At 69.2% G+C, this 18,589-nt stretch carries 15 protein-coding genes; 9 read left to right on the plus strand and 6 right to left on the minus strand.

Annotated elements, in window-relative coordinates; all coding sequences use genetic code 11:
• Positions 1-8 precede the first annotated feature (8 nt).
• Together ACLJO0_RS14835 and ACLJO0_RS14840 are read left to right on the plus strand one after the other, a co-directional pair.
• Positions 9-4,514 (plus strand): hypothetical protein, encoded by a 4,506-nt coding sequence (locus ACLJO0_RS14835; RefSeq protein WP_410579110.1) that lies wholly within the window; start codon positions 9-11, stop codon positions 4,512-4,514.
• Positions 4,511-4,777 carry a type II toxin-antitoxin system Phd/YefM family antitoxin gene (locus tag ACLJO0_RS14840; protein WP_410579111.1) on the plus strand — a complete coding sequence of 89 codons (267 nt, stop codon included), beginning with the start codon at positions 4,511-4,513 and terminating at the stop codon, positions 4,775-4,777. Before ACLJO0_RS14835 ends, ACLJO0_RS14840 begins: the two co-directional genes overlap by 4 nt.
• 140 nt (positions 4,778-4,917) lie before the next feature.
• Here the strand turns inward: ACLJO0_RS14840 and ACLJO0_RS14845 are convergent, their stop codons facing one another.
• A complete protein-coding gene (locus ACLJO0_RS14845; protein ID WP_410579112.1) occupies positions 4,918-5,856 on the minus strand; it encodes an AraC family transcriptional regulator in 939 nt (312 codons plus the stop codon).
• Between the two features lie 87 nt (positions 5,857-5,943).
• On the opposite strand from ACLJO0_RS14845, the gene ACLJO0_RS14850 reads away from it, so the two are divergent.
• From ACLJO0_RS14850 to ACLJO0_RS14880, 7 genes are all read left to right on the plus strand, one after another.
• Positions 5,944-6,372: a nitroreductase family deazaflavin-dependent oxidoreductase gene (locus ACLJO0_RS14850; RefSeq protein ID WP_410579113.1), complete on the plus strand. Its 429-nt coding sequence runs from the start codon at positions 5,944-5,946 to the stop codon at positions 6,370-6,372.
• Positions 6,373-6,717: 345 nt separating this feature from the next.
• Entirely contained in the window at positions 6,718-7,905 is a 1,188-nt protein-coding gene (locus ACLJO0_RS14855; protein ID WP_410579114.1) for a winged helix DNA-binding domain-containing protein, read from the plus strand.
• 178 nt (positions 7,906-8,083) lie between these two features.
• A complete protein-coding gene (gene gap, locus ACLJO0_RS14860) occupies positions 8,084-9,088 on the plus strand; it encodes a type I glyceraldehyde-3-phosphate dehydrogenase (RefSeq protein WP_125793806.1) in 1,005 nt (334 codons plus the stop codon).
• 9 nt (positions 9,089-9,097) lie between these two features.
• Positions 9,098-10,306 (plus strand): phosphoglycerate kinase, encoded by a 1,209-nt coding sequence (locus ACLJO0_RS14865; RefSeq protein WP_410579310.1) that lies wholly within the window; start codon positions 9,098-9,100, stop codon positions 10,304-10,306.
• The gene (gene tpiA / locus ACLJO0_RS14870; protein ID WP_410579115.1) at positions 10,306-11,091 is read left to right on the plus strand and encodes a triose-phosphate isomerase; all 786 of its coding nucleotides are present in this window, start codon (positions 10,306-10,308) and stop codon (positions 11,089-11,091) included. Before ACLJO0_RS14865 ends, tpiA begins: the two co-directional genes overlap by 1 nt.
• A gap of 140 nt (positions 11,092-11,231) precedes the next feature.
• Entirely contained in the window at positions 11,232-11,462 is a 231-nt protein-coding gene (gene secG / locus ACLJO0_RS14875; protein WP_125783705.1) for a preprotein translocase subunit SecG, read from the plus strand.
• 65 nt (positions 11,463-11,527) lie between these two features.
• A complete protein-coding gene (locus ACLJO0_RS14880) occupies positions 11,528-11,869 on the plus strand; it encodes an RNA polymerase-binding protein RbpA (protein WP_034311760.1) in 342 nt (113 codons plus the stop codon).
• A gap of 7 nt (positions 11,870-11,876) precedes the next feature.
• Here ACLJO0_RS14880 and ACLJO0_RS14885 read toward each other — a convergent pair whose 3' ends face one another.
• The 5 genes from ACLJO0_RS14885 to ACLJO0_RS14905 form a co-directional block, all read right to left on the minus strand.
• Positions 11,877-13,079: a sensor histidine kinase gene (locus ACLJO0_RS14885; RefSeq protein WP_199748962.1), complete on the minus strand. Its 1,203-nt coding sequence runs from the start codon at positions 13,077-13,079 to the stop codon at positions 11,877-11,879.
• Positions 13,080-13,689: 610 nt separating this feature from the next.
• The gene (gene pgl, locus ACLJO0_RS14890; RefSeq protein ID WP_410579116.1) at positions 13,690-14,445 is read right to left on the minus strand and encodes a 6-phosphogluconolactonase; all 756 of its coding nucleotides are present in this window, start codon (positions 14,443-14,445) and stop codon (positions 13,690-13,692) included.
• Positions 14,442-15,443, minus strand: a complete 1,002-nt coding sequence (gene opcA / locus ACLJO0_RS14895; RefSeq protein ID WP_410579117.1) for a glucose-6-phosphate dehydrogenase assembly protein OpcA — start codon at positions 15,441-15,443, stop codon at positions 14,442-14,444. Before opcA ends, pgl begins: the two co-directional genes overlap by 4 nt.
• On the minus strand, positions 15,440-16,969 hold the full coding sequence (gene zwf, locus ACLJO0_RS14900; RefSeq protein ID WP_125674953.1) for a glucose-6-phosphate dehydrogenase: 1,530 nt from the start codon (positions 16,967-16,969) through the stop codon (positions 15,440-15,442). Before zwf ends, opcA begins: the two co-directional genes overlap by 4 nt.
• Positions 16,966-18,585, minus strand: a complete 1,620-nt coding sequence (locus ACLJO0_RS14905) for a glucose-6-phosphate isomerase (RefSeq protein WP_410579118.1) — start codon at positions 18,583-18,585, stop codon at positions 16,966-16,968. Before ACLJO0_RS14905 ends, zwf begins: the two co-directional genes overlap by 4 nt.
• Positions 18,586-18,589: the final 4 nt, after the last annotated feature.

An 18,589-nucleotide genomic window follows, 5' to 3' on the forward strand; every position in this document is an offset into this window, starting at 1 on the left:
GGGAAGAGATGTACGAGCTTTCGCGGGTTCGCCTGCACTCGGTGGGCCCGGCGGGCGCGCGGTACCAGGACGTCGTGCTGGACTTCAGCGGCGTCGGCGCCGCCATCACCGCGCCCAAACAGGACGCGCTGTTCAGCGCCGGTATCCACCTGGCAGGGGAGGGGCCGCCGCGGCGACCGTCGCCGGCGAGCGTGCTGTTCCTGGAGAACGGCGGCGGTAAATCCGTCCTGATCAAGCTGATCTTCTCGGTCATGCTGCCCGGCCGCCGCCAGGTCGTCGGCACCACGAACACCAAGGTGCTGGAGAAGTTCGTCACCGCGAAGGACGTCTCGCACGTCGTGCTGGAGTGGCTGCAGGTCGAGACCGGCCACCGGGTGATCACCGGCAAGGTGTCGGAATGGCGCGGGCACGTGGTGTCGGCGGATTCGGAGAACCTGGTCGATTCCTGGTACTGCTTCCGTCCCACCCCCTCGCTCGATCTGGACTCGCTGCCGCTGACGTCGGACGGCAGGCTGCTGACGATGTCCGGTTTCCACGACCAGCTCGACAAGGTGCACGGCGGCGAACCGGAACTGGAGCTGTTCTGGACCCGGCGTCACCACGAATGGACGTCCCGGCTCGACGGTCTCGGCCTCGACACCGAGCTTTTCCGGTACCAGCGCGCGATGAACGCCGGTGAGGGCGAGGCGGCGGACGCCTTCGCGTTCAGCACCGACGAGGCGTTCGTCGAGTTCCTGTTGCGCGCGGTCCTTTCGGAGGAGGAGCCGAAGGACCTCGCCGAGGTCGTCGCGACCTACGCGCACAACCTCGCCCAGCGGGGGGATCTGCTGTCGGAGCGGGACTTCGTCGCGGGTGCCCTCGATCTGCTCACGCCGCTGGCGGAAGAGGAAGGCGTCGCGGCCGCGTCACGGAAGCTCGCCGACGCGGCACGCGCCGAGATGCGGACGCTGGCCGGTCAGGTAGCCGCGCGGGACAAGCTGGAGAACGAGCGGCTGAGCGGGCTCGAACAGCACGTCGACGAGGTGAAGTCCGCGGAGAAACTGGCCGAGGGCGATCACCGTCGTCTCACCGCCGGCGTCACCGAACTTCGCCGCCTGGTCGGGAAACTGCGGTTCGACGAGGCGCAGGAGAGCAAGAAGCGGATCGACGGCGAACTGGCCGAGGCCAAGACGTCCGCCGAGGCATGGCGGGAATGCGCCACCGTGCTCAACCACCTCAACGCCGCCCGCAAGGCCCGCGATTTCCGGGAACTGGTGGGAAATCGCGAGCAGAAGGCGCAGCCCGCGCTGCAGGCGCGCAACACGGCCGCGGCCGCGCTCGCGCGTGGCCTGCTGGCGCTGGCCAAGAACGCGACCGAGCAGGCGGCGAAGGCCGAGGCGCAGGTCGGCGCCCTGCGTGCCGAGGCGGAAAAGGCACAAGCGGAACGGGACGAGTCGGCGAACCTCGCGGCTTCGCGCCGGGCGGAGGCCCGCGGGCTGGGCGCGCGGATCGCGGAGGTCCGTGAGGAGATCGCGGAAGCCGTCCGGTCCGGCGCGCTCAAGGCCGGGGCCGATGTCGCCGAGGCGGCCCGCGAGGCAAGGAGCGAGGCCGAGACGACCGCCGCGGAACTCGTCCGCCGTGAACAGGAACTCGAACGCGTCGCCGAGGATCTGCGCTCCGCGCAGGCCACGGTCAATGACGCGCACCGGCTCGCCGGGTCCACAAAGGACAGGCTGGAGCGTGCGGCCGACGAGCTCGACCGGGCCGATCGGCGCACCGACGCGCTCGCTGTCGAACCTCGGCTGAGCGAGCTCCTCGGCGCGGACGACGTCGCGCTGGAGACGGATCTCCCAGTGCTGCTCGAACGGCTTCGCGAGGCGGGTTCGGCCGCGGAGAAGGAACAGACCGCGTTGCGGATGGAGGAATCCGTCGACGAGCGCGCGCTGAACGCACTCGGATCGGGCGGTCTCCTGCCCGCCACCGAAGAGGTCCAGGCCGCGTTGGACGCGCTGGAAGCCGCCGGGATGAACGCGTGGTCCGGCTGGCGCTATCTGTCTACTTTGGACAAGAAGCGGCGGGCGGCGGTGCTGGCCCGCGCGCCCCAGCTCGTCTCTGGGATCCTTCTCAACGAGCCGGAGCAGGTCCGGCTCGCCGAGAAGGTCCTGTCGGAGCGGCGTCTGCTGCCCACCACGATCATCCCGGTCGCCACGACCGAGGCCACCACGACCGATCGCCTGCCGGGGGAGGCGGGTATCGAGTTCCTCGTGCCGCCCAACCCGGCCATGTACGACGAAGAGGCCGCCGACGCCGAGCGCCAGGCCATCGCGCTCCGGCACGCGGAACGTCAGCGCCGGCTGGAAGCGCTGGCGACTTCGCTGGCCGACGACAGCGCGTTGTCGTGGAAACTCAAGACGTGGCGCGAGGACTACCCGCCGGGCAGCATCGCGACGCTGGCCGAGCAGCTGCAGAACGCGCGCACCGCGCACGAAACCGCGCAGACCGCGTTGGAGCAGGCGGAAAAGGAGTTCCAGCGCCTCGGCGAGAAGGCGACCGGGCTGCGGGAGCGGGTCCCCGAACTGCGCGCGGCTTCGGCCGAGGCGGGGGAGCGTGCTCGCGGCCTCGAGGCGCTCGCCACGCGCGCCGCGAAGATTCCCGAGTGGACGGACGACGTCGAACGCGCGACGGAGACCGCCGAGCGGGCGGAGTCGACGGCGTCCGAAGCGGCGGTGAAGGCTTCCCGGCTGCGCGAGCAGGCAGGCGAGGAACAGCGCACCGCCGACGGGCACCGGCGCACGGCGACGACCGCGAAGTCCGAACTGGCCGAAGTTCCGGGGTCGAGCGACGTCACCGAGGACGATCCGGTGCCCGCCGAGCCGGTGGACGCGTTGCGGCGTACTTTCTCGTCGGCTTCCGAGGCATACGCGAAGGTCGAGGTCGGCAGCGATCTGCGGGCCGAACTCGAACAGGCCGAAAGTGTCGAGACGTCCGCGCGGGCGGCCGTCGAGGCACTGGACGACGCCGTCCGTGAGCGGGCCTCGTCGCTACTGGAGACGCCGGACGGTTCCGACGCTTCCGCGCGGGCGGCGGCGCAGGCGCGGGCGAACCGGGCGGTCGCCGTGCTGGAGGAGGAACGCACCGAGATCGTCGGGCTCGTCGCGACCCGCAAGGCGGAACTGGCCCAGCTCCCGGAGCTAGCGAGCCCCCAGCTCGCCCTCGACGCCAGGCCGAAGGACATCGAGCACGGCCTGGAACTGATCGACGAAGCGAGCCTCGAAGTGTCCGCCGCCGCGCGGAAATGGGAGGAACTACAGGAGCGCCGCGCCGCGGCCGAAGCGACACTGGAGTCCGCGAAGGCTTCCGCGTCCGGCTTCGGCCTGCTGGCCGAATCCATGGCGCATCTCTTGTCCAAAGAGGACGATGTGGCCGCCTTCGACGGCGATGTCGAATCCGCGCGTGCCAAACACGCCCGGCTCAACACGGCGCTCACGGAGGCACAGGACGCCGCCGACGCGGGCGACCGCCGGGTGCGGGCCGCGGCCGACCAGCTGGCGCAGTACGCGACGGACAAGCGCTTCGAGAAGCTCAGCACGCCGGTGCGGCAGCAGGTGATCTCGGTCCGCCGCGATCAGCTGCCCGCCCATGCCGCGGAATGGGCGGAGGCGCTGCGTCCGCGGTTGCGCACGCTCACCGACGATCTCGCGCAGATCGACCGGCACCGCGGCGGCATCATCACCCGTCTGCAGGGCATGGTCGACGGTGCGCTGCGCACTCTTCGCGCGGCACAACGGGTTTCGCGGCTCCCGGACGGTCTCGGCGACTGGTCGGGCCAGGAGTTCCTGCGGATCCGCTTCACCGAACTCGAAGAGAACGTGCTCGCCGAGAAACTGGGCGAGGTCGTCGACGAGGCCGCGGTGGGGAAGACCTCCGACGGCCGGGACGTCAAGCGAGACGGGCTTTCCCTCGTGCTGCGCGGCGTGCAGGCGGCCGCCCCCAAGGGGTTCCGGGTCGACATGCTGAAGCCGGACTCCGTACTGCGGACCGAACGCCAGCGTGTCTCCGAGATCCGGGACGTGTTCTCCGGCGGACAGCAGCTGACCGCGGCGATCATCCTGTACTGCACCCTGGCGGCACTGCGGGCGAACAACCGCGGCAAGGCGCGCAACCGGCACTCCGGCGTGCTGTTCCTCGACAACCCGATCGGCCGCGCTTCGGCGGGTTACCTGCTGGAACTTCAGCGGGCGGTGGCGGAGGCGCTGGGCGTCCAGCTGATCTACACCACCGGCCTGTTCGACGCCGGCGCGCTGAGCGAGTTCCCGCTGATCGTGCGGCTGCGCAACGACGCGGACCTGCGGGCGGGCCGCAAGTACCTGTCCGTCGACGCGACGATCCGGAACGCGACCGACGAACTGGGGGAGCCGGACGGAGTCGCCCGCCTTTCGGCGACGCGGCTGTTCACGCGGCCAGCGGAGGAGCCGGAACCGGAGGAGGAGACGGCCGACGGCTATGTGGCACAGGGTGTCAGAGTGGACACATGAGCGTTCAGCATGAGATCTCCCAGCGTGATCTCCGGAACCGGTCCGGTGAGATCATGGACGCGGTCGAGCACGGTGAAACCTTCACCGTGACCCGTAGCGGCTCGCCCATCGCCCAGCTGGTCCCGCTGTGCCGCAGGCACGCCGTGTCCCGGGACCAGTTCACCACCGGCTCGGCCAACGCTCCGCTCATCGACCCGGACAGGTTCCGCGCGGACCTCGACGGCGCTTTCGAAGGGGAGGCGGGCGATCCCTATGGCCGCTGAGGTTCAGGCCTGCTCGACACGACCGTCCTCATCCTGCGCCGGACGATCGATCACGCTCAGCTTCGCGCACCGAATGCCCCTGTACACCACCAACCCGCAGGATTTCGAAGGCCTGAAGGAACTCCTCGACGTCGTTCCGGTCACCCGGCCGGCTTGAGGCTTTCCCGGGTCGAGGTCCGGTACTGCCCCGGCGCCTGACTTCGAGCCCGCCGGAAGGCCCGGCTGAACGCGTACACCGACGTGTAGCCGACAGAGCGGGCGATGGTGTCCACCGTGTCGTCGGTGTCGCGGAGCCGGACCGCGGCCAGATCCATCCGCCACTGGGTCAGGTAATCACCGGGAGTCCGGCCGGTCGTTTCGCGGAAGCGGCGGGTCAAGGTGCTGCGCGAGGTCGCCAGTTCCGCCGCGAGCAGGTCGGTGGTCCACGGTTTCGCCGGCGCCTCGTGGATCTTGGCCAAGGCCACGCTGATCAGCGGATCGCCGAGGACGCCGAGCCAGGTTCCCCGCGTCTCGGCCGGTTTCTCGGTCCGCCACGCGCGGAGTAACTGCACAAGCAGGATGTCGACGAGCCGGTTGAGGACGAACTCGGTGGCGATCTGCGGAGAGGCCAGCTCCCGCGACAACAGCCGGACGGTGTCGTCCAACCCGCCGCCGACGTGGTTCGCGCGGATGTGCACCAGCTCCGGCAAAGTGGCCATCACCTGGGTGGACACCGCCGGGTCGTAGTCGTAGGACGCGCCAAGGACATGGGTCTCGACCTCCCCTGAACCGAGGCGCAGTACTCCGCCGCACTCTCGCGCCTTCTCCGCCGCCGTGCACAGGTTGGGAATGATCGCGACGTCCGGGGCGCTGCGCAGGGTGTGCTCCGGTCCGTTCGGCAGCAGGACGACGTCGCCGGGCATGAGCCGCCGCGGCGGATGGCCCGCCACGTCCAGCCAAGCCGTCCCGCAGGTGACGGCGTAGAAGGCCGCACCGGCGATGCCGTGCCAGAGGATCCCCCACGGCCCGGACGCTTCGATCCGAGCGCCGGCGGTGCCGCGGACGCCGCCCACGGCGAGGGTTTCGGCCAACAGGTCCATGCCGCCGAGCATAGTGCGACAAATGGATATGCTCGTGGCGTTTTCAGCCATCGATACGGTCACGCGATGCGCCATACGATCGAGGTCATGGCAGACACGATCGACTTCGACTTCGACGAGATCAACCGCGGCGTGATCGCCGAATTCCGCGAGACCGGCGGCAAGGCGGGTGGCATGTTCGAGGGCTTCCCGCTCGTCCTCGTCCACCACACCGGCGCGAAGTCCGGCACCGAGCGGATCGCACCGCTCGTCCCGCTCCTCGAGGGCGACCGGATCTACATCTTCGGCAGCAAGGGCGGCTCCGACGAGAACCCGGCGTGGTTCCACAACCTGGTGGCCAACCCGGACACGAAGGTCGAACTCGGCACCGAGACCTTCGCGGTCCGCGCCCGGTTGCTCACCGGCGCCGAGCGCGACGACGTCTACGCCAGGCAGTCCGCCGTCATGCCGCAGTTCGCCGAGTACCAGCGCAAGACCAGCCGGGTCATCCCGGTGTTCGAACTGGAGCGGGTCTAATCCCTCGTGAGTGGTAAGGACGGTTAGGACCAGCGGTGTTCTAGGTGCCTACGGCGGGTGGCGGGTCGGGATCGGAGGCCCTCGCTACATGTCGGGCTGAGCTCGGTACATGAAGGACCCCATCCTTGCGCCTAGGTACAGGAAGGGGTCCTTCACGACATCCCCACGACCGCGAAACTCTCGTGAGCGCCTGACTGGAGTCCTTCACGGACTTGAGCCTGAGCTCAGACCGCAGCCGGAATCCACGTAGGTACCTAAGGGAAGCCTCGCCAGAACCGTCCCTACCACTCACGACCCCACACCTCACCGCAGGATTTTGTCGGGCCCCGGTGATAGAACCGATCCGTGACCCTCAAGATCGGCATCCGGCAGCGCCGCGCCCGCCTCGCGACACGTCATCGCCTGACCACGCCCGCCGGCTCGGTGCACGCCGCCGCGGACGCGGTCGTCGCGCTGCATGCCACGGATCCGGCGTCGGTGCACCTGTCGGCGTGGGCGCGAGTGAAGGGCGACGGTGTCGCGGAGGTGGAGAACGCGCTTTACGACGAGCGCACGCTGATCCGGATGCTCGGCATGCGCCGCACGGTCTTCGTCGTCGGGCACGAGAACGCGGCGCTCATCCAGGCCGCCTGTTCCGCCGACATCGCCAAGAAGCAGCGCCGCCTGCTCGAACAGCACCTCGGCACGCAGGGACATCCGGAGAACGTGCCCGATCCGGCACGCTGGCTCGCCGAGGTCGAGGACGCGACCGAGCGTGCGCTGAAGGCCCGCGGTTCCGCGACCGCACAACAGCTGAGCGAGGACGAGCCGCGGCTCAGGCAGCAGCTGTTGATGGCGAAGGGAAAGCCGTACGAGGCGATCGCCAATGTCACCAGCCGCGTCCTGTTCCAGCTCGCGGTCGACGGCCGTATCGTGCGCGGCCGCCCGCGCGGCAGCTGGATCAGCAGCCAGTACTACTGGGCCCCGATGGCGGACTGGCTGGCACAGGGCCTCGTCGAATGGGATGCCGACGCCGCCAGGGTCGAGCTCGCCCGAAAGTGGCTCTATGCCTACGGTCCCGCTCCGATCGCGGACCTCCGCTGGTGGACGGGCTGGACGGCGGGCCAGACGAAGAAGGCACTCGCGGAAATTCAACCGGTCGAGGTCGACCTCGACGGCGTTCCCGGCGTCGTGCTCGCCGACGACGTGGAGCCGGTCGCGGAGCCCGGACCCTGGGTCGCGCTGCTCCCGTCCCTCGACCCGACGTCGATGGGGTGGCTCGAGCGTGACTGGTACCTGGGCCCGCACAAGGCGCCGCTGTTCGACGGCACCGGGAACATCGGGCCCACCGTCTGGGCCGACGGCCGGATCGTCGGCGGCTGGGCACAGCGTCCGGACGGCGAGGTCGTCCACCACTTCCTGGAGGACGTGGGCGCGGACGTCGAACGGGCCGTCGAGACGGAGGCGAACCACCTGGCCGAGTGGTTCGGAGAGGTGCGAGTCACGCCACGGATGCGCACGCCGCTGGAGCGACGGCTAGCACAGCGAAGCTGAGAGTTTTCCCAAGACGTCCTGGTGGCGATGCACTTGATCGATTCTTGACCTGACCCACCGAGTGGTGGAAGTCTCGTCAGGGCAAAGAGGGCCGCCCGAGCACGCACGCTAGGGTTGCGCCCGAGTAAAGGACGTCTTTCCGGGGCGATCCCGGACGAGTCTCAAGGGAGTGGCAGCAGTGACGGTTCGCGTAGGTGTCAACGGCTTCGGCCGCATCGGCCGCAACTTCTTCCGGGCCGTGCAGGCCGCCGGTCACGACATCGAGGTGGTCGCGTTCAACGACCTCGGCGACGTCGCCACCATGGCCCACCTGCTGAAGTACGACTCCATCCTCGGCCGCTTCCCGGGCGAGGTCAGCGTCAGCGACGAGGGCATCGTCGTCGACGGCAAGACGATCAAGGCCCTCGCCGAGCGCGACCCGGCCAACCTGCCCTGGGGCGACCTCGGCGTGGACGTCGTCGTCGAGTCGACCGGTTTCTTCACCAACGCCGACGCCGCCAAGGCGCACCTCGCCGGCGGCGCGAAGAAGGTCATCATCTCCGCGCCCGCCAAGGGCGAGGACCTGACCGTGGTGCTCGGCGTCAACGACGACAAGTACGACGGCTCGCAGAACATCATCTCGAACGCCTCCTGCACCACGAACTGCCTCGGCCCGCTGGCCAAGGTCCTGCAGGACTCGTTCGGCATCGAGCAGGGCCTGATGACCACCATCCACGCGTACACGCAGGACCAGAACCTGCAGGACGCGCCGCACAAGGACCTGCGCCGCGCCCGCGCCGCCGCGCTGAACATCGTCCCGACCTCGACCGGTGCCGCCAAGGCCATCGGCCTGGTCCTGCCGGAGCTGCAGGGCAAGCTGGACGGCTACGCGCTGCGCGTCCCGATCCCGACAGGCTCGGCCACCGACCTCACCGTCACGCTGACCAAGAGCGCGACCCTCGAGGAGATCAACGCCGCGTACAAGGCCGCCGCCGAGGGCCCCCTGGCCGGCATCCTCCGCTACAACGAGGACCCGATCGTCTCGGCCGACATCGTCACCGACCCGGCGTCCTGCATCTACGACGCGCCGCTGACCAAGGTCATCGGCAACCAGGTCAAGGTCATCGGCTGGTACGACAACGAGTGGGGCTACTCCAACCGCCTCGCCGACCTCGTCAAGCTCGTCGGCAACAAGCTCTCCTGAGCCATGGCGCTGAAGAACCTCGAAGACCTGCTGGGCGAGGACGTCTCGGGCCGGTTCGTACTCGTGCGATCCGACCTGAACGTCCCGCTCGACGGGGACAAGATCACCGACGACGGCCGCGTCCGCGCGGCCCTGCCGACCCTCAAGCGGCTCGCCGAGGCGGGCGCGAAGGTGGTCGTCACGGCGCACCTCGGCCGTCCCAAGGGCGAGCCGGACCCGAAGTTCTCGCTCGCGCCTGTCGCCGCGAAGCTCACCGAGCTGCTCGGCGTGGACGTCCCGCTGGCCGGTGACCTGGTCGGCGAGTCCGCCAAGGCCACCGTCGCGGGCCTGACCGACGGCCAGGTGGCCCTGCTGGAGAACGTGCGTTTCGACGCGCGCGAGACCAGCAAGGTCGAGGCCGAGCGGCAGGAGCTGGCCGCGGAGCTGGCCGCGCTCGTCCCGGGCGGCGCGTTCGTCTCCGACGGTTTCGGTGTCGTGCACCGCAAGCAGGCCTCGGTCTACGAGATCGCGCGGGCGCTTCCGGCGTATGCCGGCGGGCTGGTGCTGGCCGAGGTCGACGTCCTCAAGAAGCTCACCGAGGACCTCGCACGGCCGTACGTCGTCGTCCTTGGCGGCGCGAAGGTTTCGGACAAGCTGGGCGTCATCGCCAACCTGCTGACCAAGGTCGACAGGCTGCTCATCGGCGGCGGCATGGCGTACACCTTCCTCAAGGCCCAGGGTCACGAGGTCGGGAACTCGCTGCTGCAGGAGGACCAGCTGGAGCAGGTCCGCGGTTTCCTCGCCGAGGCGGAGAAACGCGGCGTCGAGCTGATCCTGCCGGTGGACGTCCTCGCCGCGACGGGCTTCGCGGCCGACGCGGAGTTCGACGTCGTCGACGCGAAGGCCATCCCGGCCGACCGCATGGGTCTCGACATCGGCCCGAAGTCGCGTGAGCTGTTCGCGGGCAAGCTGGCCGACGCGGCGACCGTGTTCTGGAACGGCCCGATGGGCGTGTTCGAGTTCGAGTCCTTCGCCGGCGGCACCCGCGCCGTGGCCGAAGCGCTGGTCAAGAGCGACGCCTTCACCGTGGTCGGCGGTGGCGACTCAGCCGCCGCCGTGCGGCAGCTGGGCCTTCCCGAGGACGGCTTCTCGCATATCTCGACCGGCGGCGGCGCGTCGCTGGAGTACCTGGAGGGCAAGGAACTGCCCGGAGTCGCTGTGCTGGGAGAGAACGACTAGTGGCGCGCAAACCGCTCATCGCCGGCAACTGGAAGATGAACCAGAACCACCTCGAAGCCATCGCGCTGGTTCAGAAGATCGCCTTCGCCCTGCCGGAGAAGTACTACGCGAAGGTCGACGTCGCGGTCCTGCCGCCGTTCACCGACATCCGCAGCGTCCAGACGCTGACCGACGGCGACAAGCTGTCGCTCACCTACGGCGCCCAGGACCTGTCGCCGCACGACTCCGGTGCCTACACCGGCGACGTGTCGGGCCCGATGCTGGCGAAGCTGGGTTGCAGCTTCGTCACCGTCGGGCACTCGGAGCGGCGTGAGTACCACGGCGAGTCCGACGAACTGGTGAACAAGAAGGTCAAGGCCGCGCTCAAGAACGGCATCAAGCCGATCCTGTGCGTGGGGGAGAAGCTCGAGGTCCGTGAGGCGGGCGAGCACATCGCCCACACCACGACCCAGCTGGTGGATGGCCTCAAGGGGCTCAAGGCCGAGCAGGTCAAGGACGTCGTCGTCGCCTACGAGCCGGTCTGGGCCATCGGGACCGGCAAGGTCGCGACCCCGCAGGACGCCGAGGAGGTGTGCGGAGCCATCCGCGCCACCCTCGCCGAAAAGTACGGTGCCGAGGTCGCTTCCTCGGTCCGCGTGCTCTACGGGGGCTCGGCCAAGGCCAACAACATCAGTGACCTCGTCGCCTGCGAGAACATCGATGGTGCGCTCGTTGGTGGTGCCAGCCTGGATGGTGACGAATTCACCAAACTCTGCGCACTCGCCGCGGGCGGGCCCCTGCCCTGATCGGGGCACCTACCGGGTAACCTGGGTATCTGGTCCGTCACACAGCAGTGGACGAGTCCAGGAGTACGGTGTGTTCTGGCGGTCGACAGCCGTCGGTGGCACACCGTTTTCCTGCATTCTCCAAGAGCGCAGAGGATGACATGAAGCTGTTCCTGCAAATCCTGTTGATCGCCTCCAGCTTTTTCCTGGTGGTCGCCGTGTTGCTGCACCGCGGCCGTGGTGGCGGTCTGTCTTCGCTGTTCGGTGGCGGTATGCAGTCGAGCCTGTCCGGTTCCAGCGTGGCCGAGAAGAACCTCGACCGGATCACGGTGCTGCTGGGTTCGGTATGGCTGATCAGCATCATCGGCCTCGGGCTCCTGCTCAAGGTCTGATCGATCCAGGTGTTTCGGCGTGCCTATGGGGGGCGCGCCGCCGATCCCTATAGGTGTGAGGATTCATGGTTGGCGGTAACGCGATTCGGGGCACCCGTGTGGGTGCCGGACCTTCGGGCGAATCGGAACGGGGTGAGTCGGCGCCACGGCGCCGCATTTCCTACTGGTGCGCCAACGGGCACGAGGCACAGCCCTCGTTCTCGATGGACGCCGAGATTCCCGACGAGTGGGACTGCCCGCGCTGCGGGCTGCCCGGCGGACAGGACGAGAAGAACCCTCCTGCCGCGCCGCGGACCGAGCCTTACAAGACTCACCTCGCGTACGTGAAGGAACGGCGTTCCGACGCCGACGGCGAGGCCATTCTCGCCGAGGCGCTGGAGCGGTTGCGCCAGCGCCGGGAGATCTAGCCGCTGGTCACCGGTCGAGCGGGTACCGGGCACGCACCCGGAACCCGCCGTCCTCGGTGTCGGCGGTCTCGAAGCTCCCACCCAGCAGTCGAGCGCGTTCGGCCAGTCCGGTCAGCCCGTGCCCTCCCGAGGGCAGGGCCGCACCGGCTGTCCGGGCGCGCTCGTTGCGTATTTCGACCTTGAGGGAACCGTGCTCACCCTGGATCCGGATGGTCGCGGTGGCGCCGGGCGCGTGCTTGTGCACGTTGGTCAGGCATTCCTGCACGGTCCGGTAGGCCGCCGCCGAAACCTGGCTTGGCAGGAGATCAGGGATCCGCTCGACGGTGAGGTGCACCGGGACGTCCGAGCCGCGGATCAGCCGGTCGAGTTCGTTGATCCCCGGCCGCGGTCCGTCGTCTTCTGAGCCCGAGCGCAGCACACTCACGAGTGACCGCAGTTCCTCGAGTGTTTTGGTGCTCAGTTTCCGGATGACCTGCGCGGTTTCGAGCGAACGGGCGTCGGTGGTCTGCGCCTGGAGCGCGCCGGCCTGCATCGCGATCAGCGTGATCTGGTGCGAAACGACGTCGTGCATCTCCCGGGCGAGCCGGGCGCGTTCCTCCGCGCGGACGGCGTCGGCGTGGAAGCGGCGCTCGCGGTCACGGCTGGCGGCGAGTTCGGAGAGCTTCTGCGAGATCTCGGTCCGCGCTCCGATGAGCAGGCCGATGGCCACCGGCATCCCGGCGACGATGACGCCGTAGATCCCGTCCAGAACGTGTTCGCGCCAGCTGAGCTCGACGAAGTCGGCCAGCGGCCATTGGACGAACCGGCAGGTGAAGACGAGGGCGAACCCGGTCCAGGTCTGCCAGTGCATCTGCTTGCGGGTGGCGAGGAAGCCGAGCGCGATCATCGCGGCCAGCTGGGACCAGCCCGCCAGGAAGCCGGGGACGGTGACGATCACCGCGAGGAACGGCAGCTTGCGGCGGAACGCGAGACCGAGGCACGCGGCGCCGGAGAGGTAGATGGAGTACGGCTGGGCCTTCTCGGGGATCACCAGCCAGACATCGAGCGCGGCCAGGAAGATCGCGAGCGTATCGACGCCCAGCGCGACCAGCGCCGGACGTTTGATCTTGGCGAACGACATGACCCCGGCGGCACGGCGCATCCGGTCGGCGGCGTCCGCTCCGGAGCCGCCCACCGAGATACCTGGCATCGAGAGACCCTCTGTGCTCATCGCTGGCGACCTCACTCGTCTTGTGGACTTGAATGGTGAGACGTGTTCTTCGCCCGATCGGGACGCGCAGGAACGAACAAATGTGCGGATGCTAACGGGTGGATGTGCAAGGGCGGTAAGTTTCCCCCAGTCGGGCTAGCGACTGTCCGGTCACTGTCCGTTCTGCGGACAAGTGCATGAACGTTCGGTCGGTCAAGGCGCGGACCGGACCACCCGGGCTCGGTGGTCCGTTGATCGTTCCGACGCGCGAACGGACCGTCTCTGATGCCGAGGCCGCCGGAAGTTGATCTACGTCACGTTTCGTGGCCGCGCGGTGACCCTGCCGCGCGTCGTTCCCGACCTTCAGAGTAGGGAAGAGAGACCTTCCGGGACTTCCGCCATGGGGGTGTCACCGCTGAACCCACGTTGGGTCGTGATCAGACCCGTAACTCGCGTGATCGAAGACGTAACTCACGTGATTGAAGCCGTACAACCGAGTTACGCCTCTGATCACGCGAGTTACGTCTCCAAGCACGCGAGTTACGACTTGGGGACCTCGCCAGAGGCTCCCTGAAGCGCGTGAAGGCCCCCTTCCCTCGGCCGAGGGAAGGGGGCCTTCACGCGCAAAGCGTCAGGCTGACGGAGTCTCGTAGACCTTCGTCAGTTTCGAGGCGGAACCCCGGTCCAGCAGCCAGAGCGTGCGACGGCTGCCGCGGACTCCCGCCACCGGGATCTGGACCTCGCCCGCACCGGCCAGCGCCTGCGCGACGGCGTCCGCCTTGGCGTCGCCGCCGGTGACCAGCCAGATGTCCTGCGCGCGACGGATCGCGGGCAGGGTCAGCGAGATCCGGGTCGGCGGCGGCTTCGGGCAGTCCCGCACCGCGACGACCGAACGCTCCTTCTCGTACACCGCCGGGCTCTCGGGGAAGATCGAGGCGGTGTGCCCTTCACCGCCGAGGCCCAGCAGCATGATGTCGAACGCCGCGTCGTTGGCCGCCAGGACCTCCGCGTAGGCCGCGGCCGCCGCGTCGACGTCATCGCCGAACTCGCCGTCCGAGGGTGCCATGGCGTGCACCCGCTTCGGGTCGAGCGGGACGTGGTCGAGCAGCGCCTCGCGGGCCTGCTTCTCGTTGCGGTCGTCCGAGTCCGCCGGGACGAAGCGCTCGTCGCCCCAGTAGAGGTCCAGACGTGACCAGTCGATGGCGTCACGGGCACTGGAGTCGCGCAGTTCGCGCAGGATCGCGATCCCGGTGCCGCCGCCGGTGAGAACCACCGAAGCGGAGCCCTTGGCGGCCTGGACGTCGACGATCCGGGTGACCAGCCTGGCCGCCGCGGCGGCGGCCAGGAGGTCCGGGTTCTCGTAGACGACGACCTCGGTCTTGCTCATGAGGTGCTCTTCCCGGTCTTGGCGGGCGCCTTCTTCGCCGCCGGAGCCGCCTTCTTCGCCGGAACGGCCTTGGCCGCCGTGCCCGACGAGATCTTGGAGAGCCCGTGGAGCGAAGCCTCGTAGACCTCGTCCGGGTCGAGCCGCCGCAGCTCCTCGATCAGGCAGTCCTTGTTGTTCCGCCGCTGCAGGGCGATGCGGCGCGTCGGCTGGCCCGGCTGGGTCAGCGTGCCGACCCGGCCGTCCGGCCGGTGCAGTTCCACCGCGCCGGAACGCCGGTCCAGCGTCACCGAGATGATGCCGGCGGCGCCGCTGCTCTTGACCCGCTTCACCGGAACCTTGAGGTACTCGGCCAGCCAGCCTGCGAGCAGTTCGGTCGACGGCGAGTCGGCCTCACCGGTCACCGTCGCGCCGGTGACCTTCTCATGCGGCGGAAGGTCCAAAGCGGACACCAGCTGCGCGCGCCAGCTGGTCAGCCGGGTCCACGCCAGGTCGGTGTCACCCTCCACATAGGACTTCGCCCGCGTGGTGAGTGCTCTTATGGGCGCCTTTTCCGCCGCCGAGTCGGTGATCCGGCGTTGTGCCAGCTCACCGAGCGGATCCTTGGCCGGGGCCTTCGGACCGGTACCCGGCCACCAGGTGACGATCGGCGCGTCCGGCAGCAGCAGCGGCACGACCGCGCTCTGGCCCTGCGAGGCCAGCGGACCGTAGAGCCGCAGGACGATGACCTCGCTCGCGCCGGCGTCGCCGCCGACCCGGATCTGGCCGTCGATCCGCGGCGCGGCGGTTCGCGCGCCCTTGGCCACCACGATCACCCGCGAGGGGTGTTCCCGGCTGGCTTCGTTGGCAGCTTCGATCGCCTCTTCGAGTTTGTCGTCGTCGTCCGCCACGATGACCAGCGTCAGCACGCGGCCGAGCGCCACCTGCCCGCCCTGTTCGCGGATCTCGACGAGCTTCTTGTTCAGCTGCGACGTCGTGGTCGACGGCAGGTCGATGATCACGGACGCCTCCAGTTCCGGCCGGTACGTTCCAGCATTTCGTCCGCGGACGGCGGTCCCCACGAGCCGGGCGGGTACGCCTCGGGCGCGCCCTTCTTCGCCCAGTGGTCGAGGATCGGGTCCAGGATCTCCCAGGACAGTTCGACCTCTTCGTTCACCGGGAACAGCGACGGTTCGCCGAGCAGCACGTCCAGGATGAGCCGTTCGTAGGCCTCCGGGGACGACTCGGTGAACGCGTGCCCGTAGCCGAAGTCCATGGTGACGTCGCGGACCTCCATCGTGGTCCCCGGCACCTTCGACCCGAACCTCAGCGTGATGCCCTCGTCGGGCTGCACCCGGATCACCAGCGCGTTCTGGCCCAGTTCCTCGGTCGAAGTGGAGTCGAACGGCAGATGCGGCGCCCGTTTGAACACCACGGCGATCTCGGTGACCCGGCGGCCCAGCCGCTTGCCGGTGCGCAGGTAGAACGGCACCCCCGCCCAGCGGCGGTTCTGCACCTCCAGCGTCACCGCGGCGTAGGTCTCGGTCGTCGAGTCCTTCGCGAAACCGCCTTCCTGCAGCAGGCCCGGCACCTTCATACCGCCCTGCCAGCCGCCCGCGTACTGTCCGCGCGCGGTGGTCTCGTCGAACGGTGCCAGCGGCTTGGTCGCCGAGAGCACCTTGACCTTCTCCGCGCGGAGAGCGCGCGGAGCGAATGAGACCGGCTCCTCCATCGCGGTCAGCGCGAGGAGCTGCAACAGGTGGTTCTGGATGACGTCGCGTGCGGCGCCGATACCGTCGTAGTACCCGGCGCGGCCGCCGAGGCCGATGTCCTCGGCCATGGTGATCTGCACGTGGTCGACGTAGTTGGCGTTCCAGATCGGCTCGAACAGCTGGTTCGCGAAGCGCAGGGCCAGCAGGTTCTGCACCGTCTCCTTGCCGAGGTAGTGGTCGATGCGGAACACCGACTCCTCGGGGAAGACGTCGTTCACGATCCCGTTGAGCTCCTTGGCGCTCTTGAGGTCGCGGCCGAAGGGCTTCTCGATGACGACGCGGCGCCAGGTGTCCTCACTCGCCTCGGCGAGGCCGGAGCGGGCGAGCTGCTTGGTCACCACCGGGAACGCGCTCGGCGGGATCGACAGGTAGAACGCGGTGTTGCCACCGGTGCCACGCTCGGCGTCGAGATCCTTGACCGTCTGCGCGAGCCGGTCGAAGGCGTCGTCGTCGTCGAAGGTGCCCTGGACGAACCGGATGCCTTCGGCGAGCCGGTTCCACACCGACTCCTTGAACGGCGTCCGCGCGTGCTCCTTGACCGAGTCGTGCACGAGCTCGCCGAAGTCCTGGTGCTCCCAGTCCCGGCGGGCGAAACCGACCAGCGAGAACCCGGCGGGCAGCAGCCCGCGGTGGGCGAGGTCGTAGATCGCCGGCATCAGCTTCTTGCGGGCGAGGTCACCGGTGACCCCGAAGATCACCAGGCTGGAGGGCCCGGCGATCCGCGGCAGCCGCTTGTCGCGCGGATCGCGCAGCGGGTTGTTCCAGGCACGTGTCACTCGCCGGCCTCCTGTACCGCGCGGACCAGTTCGGCCAGGCCGGCGGCCCGGTCGGTGAGGTGCAGGCGCAGCACCGGACGACCGTGCTCCGCGAGCACCTGGCCGTCGCCGAGTGCCTGCGCGTGCTGGAGCACACCGAGCGTGTACGGCCGGTCCGGCACGTCGAGATCTTCTTCGACGGCGCCGGTGATCTGCAGGAAGACACCGTTCTGGTGCCCGCCCTTGTGGTACTGCCCGGTCGAGTGCAGGAACCGCGGCCCCCACCCGAAGGTGGTCTGGCGGCCGGTGCGCTTGGCGATCTCACCGCGCAGGACCGCGGTCGACGCGTCATCGAGCCGGTCTAGGTACGCCTGCACCGCGATGTAGCCGTTCTCCGGGGCGGAATCGAAGAAAGCCCGCAGAATGTCCGCGAGCTTTCCGTCGGTGGCCACGCCCGCCGAGCCGAACACCTCGACCGCGCCGTCCACAGTGGACGGCTTCTCGCCGCCCTTGAGCGCGTCCGGGTTGTCGAGCAGGGAACGGGCGGCCTTCTTCGCGGCCTCGACGTCGGGCTGGTCGAACGGGTTGATCCCGAGCAGCCGTCCGGCGAGTGCGGTGGCGAATTCCCACAGCAGGAACTGCGCGCCGAGCGGCCCGGTCACGGATATCTTCGCGGCGCCTTCCGCGGGGCCGACCGCCACCGGGGTGGCGTCGGCCTTGGCGTCGGCGAACCCGGGGGAGTCCGGGCCCTCGACGGCGACGGGGAGGAGCCCGGTGCCCTGCTTGCCGGTGGACTCGGCGATCAGCTGCTCCGCCCAGTCGGCGAAGCCCTTGATGTAGGAACCCGTGTCACCGATGACGACCTTCTCGGCGCCGCGCTCATGTGCCGCGACCCACGCCGAAGCGAGCTTGATCGCTGGGTTGTCGATGACGTCGTCGGCGAGGTTGCCCGCGACGGCAGCGGCCTGGTCGAGCAGACGGGCGACGTCCGCGCCGGCGAGACCGGCCGGGACGAGCCCGAACGCGGTCAGCGCCGAGTAGCGGCCGCCGACGTTCGGGTCGGCGAGGAAGACCTTGCGGTAACCCTCCTTTTCGGACAGTTCCGCGAACGGCGAGCCGGGGTCGGTGACGACCACGATCCGCCGGGCCGCGTTGATTCCCGCGTCGGCGAAGGCCTTCGCGAAGATCCGCCGGTGGCTGTCGGTCTCGACGGTGCCGCCGGACTTCGACGACACCACGATGACCGTGCGCTCCAGGTCACCGGCGAGCGCGTCGGCGACCTGGCCCGGGTCGGTGGTGTCGAGGACGGTCAGCGCGACGCCGTCCGTCGCGGTGATGACCTCGGGGGCCAGCGACGAACCGCCCATGCCCGCGAGGACGACGCGGTCGACGCCCTCGGAACGCAGGTCGGTCCGCAGTGCCTCGATCTCGCCGATCAACGGCCGCGAGGACTTGTGCAGCGTCGTCCACGAGAGACGGATCGACGCTTCGGACTCGGCTTCGGGACCCCACAGTGTGGCGTCCTGGGACGCCAGTTTCGATGCGACCTGGTCGGCGACGAGCCGCTCCGCGAACGGAGCGGCTTCGCCGGCCAGGGCGGCGTCGACGATGTCGACGCCTGTCGTTTCCCCTGCCATGGTC

It is taken from the genome of Amycolatopsis sp. lyj-108 (assembly GCF_046549005.1).
Taxonomy (GTDB): domain Bacteria; phylum Actinomycetota; class Actinomycetes; order Mycobacteriales; family Pseudonocardiaceae; genus Amycolatopsis.

Bases quoted from the DNA above. Each gene is read 5' to 3' on its own strand.
- pgl (WP_410579116.1), bottom strand. From the start codon at position 14,445: ATGAGCAAGACCGAGGTCGTCGTCTACGAGAACCCGGACCTCCTGGCC.
- ACLJO0_RS14835 (WP_410579110.1), top strand. From the start codon at position 9: ATGTACGAGCTTTCGCGGGTTCGCCTGCACTCGGTGGGCCCGGCGGGC.
- ACLJO0_RS14850 (WP_410579113.1), top strand. From the start codon at position 5,944: ATGGCAGACACGATCGACTTCGACTTCGACGAGATCAACCGCGGCGTG.
- ACLJO0_RS14840 (WP_410579111.1), top strand. From the start codon at position 4,511: ATGAGCGTTCAGCATGAGATCTCCCAGCGTGATCTCCGGAACCGGTCC.
- ACLJO0_RS14885 (WP_199748962.1), bottom strand. From the start codon at position 13,079: ATGAGCACAGAGGGTCTCTCGATGCCAGGTATCTCGGTGGGCGGCTCC.
- ACLJO0_RS14880 (WP_034311760.1), top strand. From the start codon at position 11,528: ATGGTTGGCGGTAACGCGATTCGGGGCACCCGTGTGGGTGCCGGACCT.
- ACLJO0_RS14905 (WP_410579118.1), bottom strand. From the start codon at position 18,585: ATGGCAGGGGAAACGACAGGCGTCGACATCGTCGACGCCGCCCTGGCC.
- ACLJO0_RS14845 (WP_410579112.1), bottom strand. From the start codon at position 5,856: ATGGACCTGTTGGCCGAAACCCTCGCCGTGGGCGGCGTCCGCGGCACC.
- secG (WP_125783705.1), top strand. From the start codon at position 11,232: ATGAAGCTGTTCCTGCAAATCCTGTTGATCGCCTCCAGCTTTTTCCTG.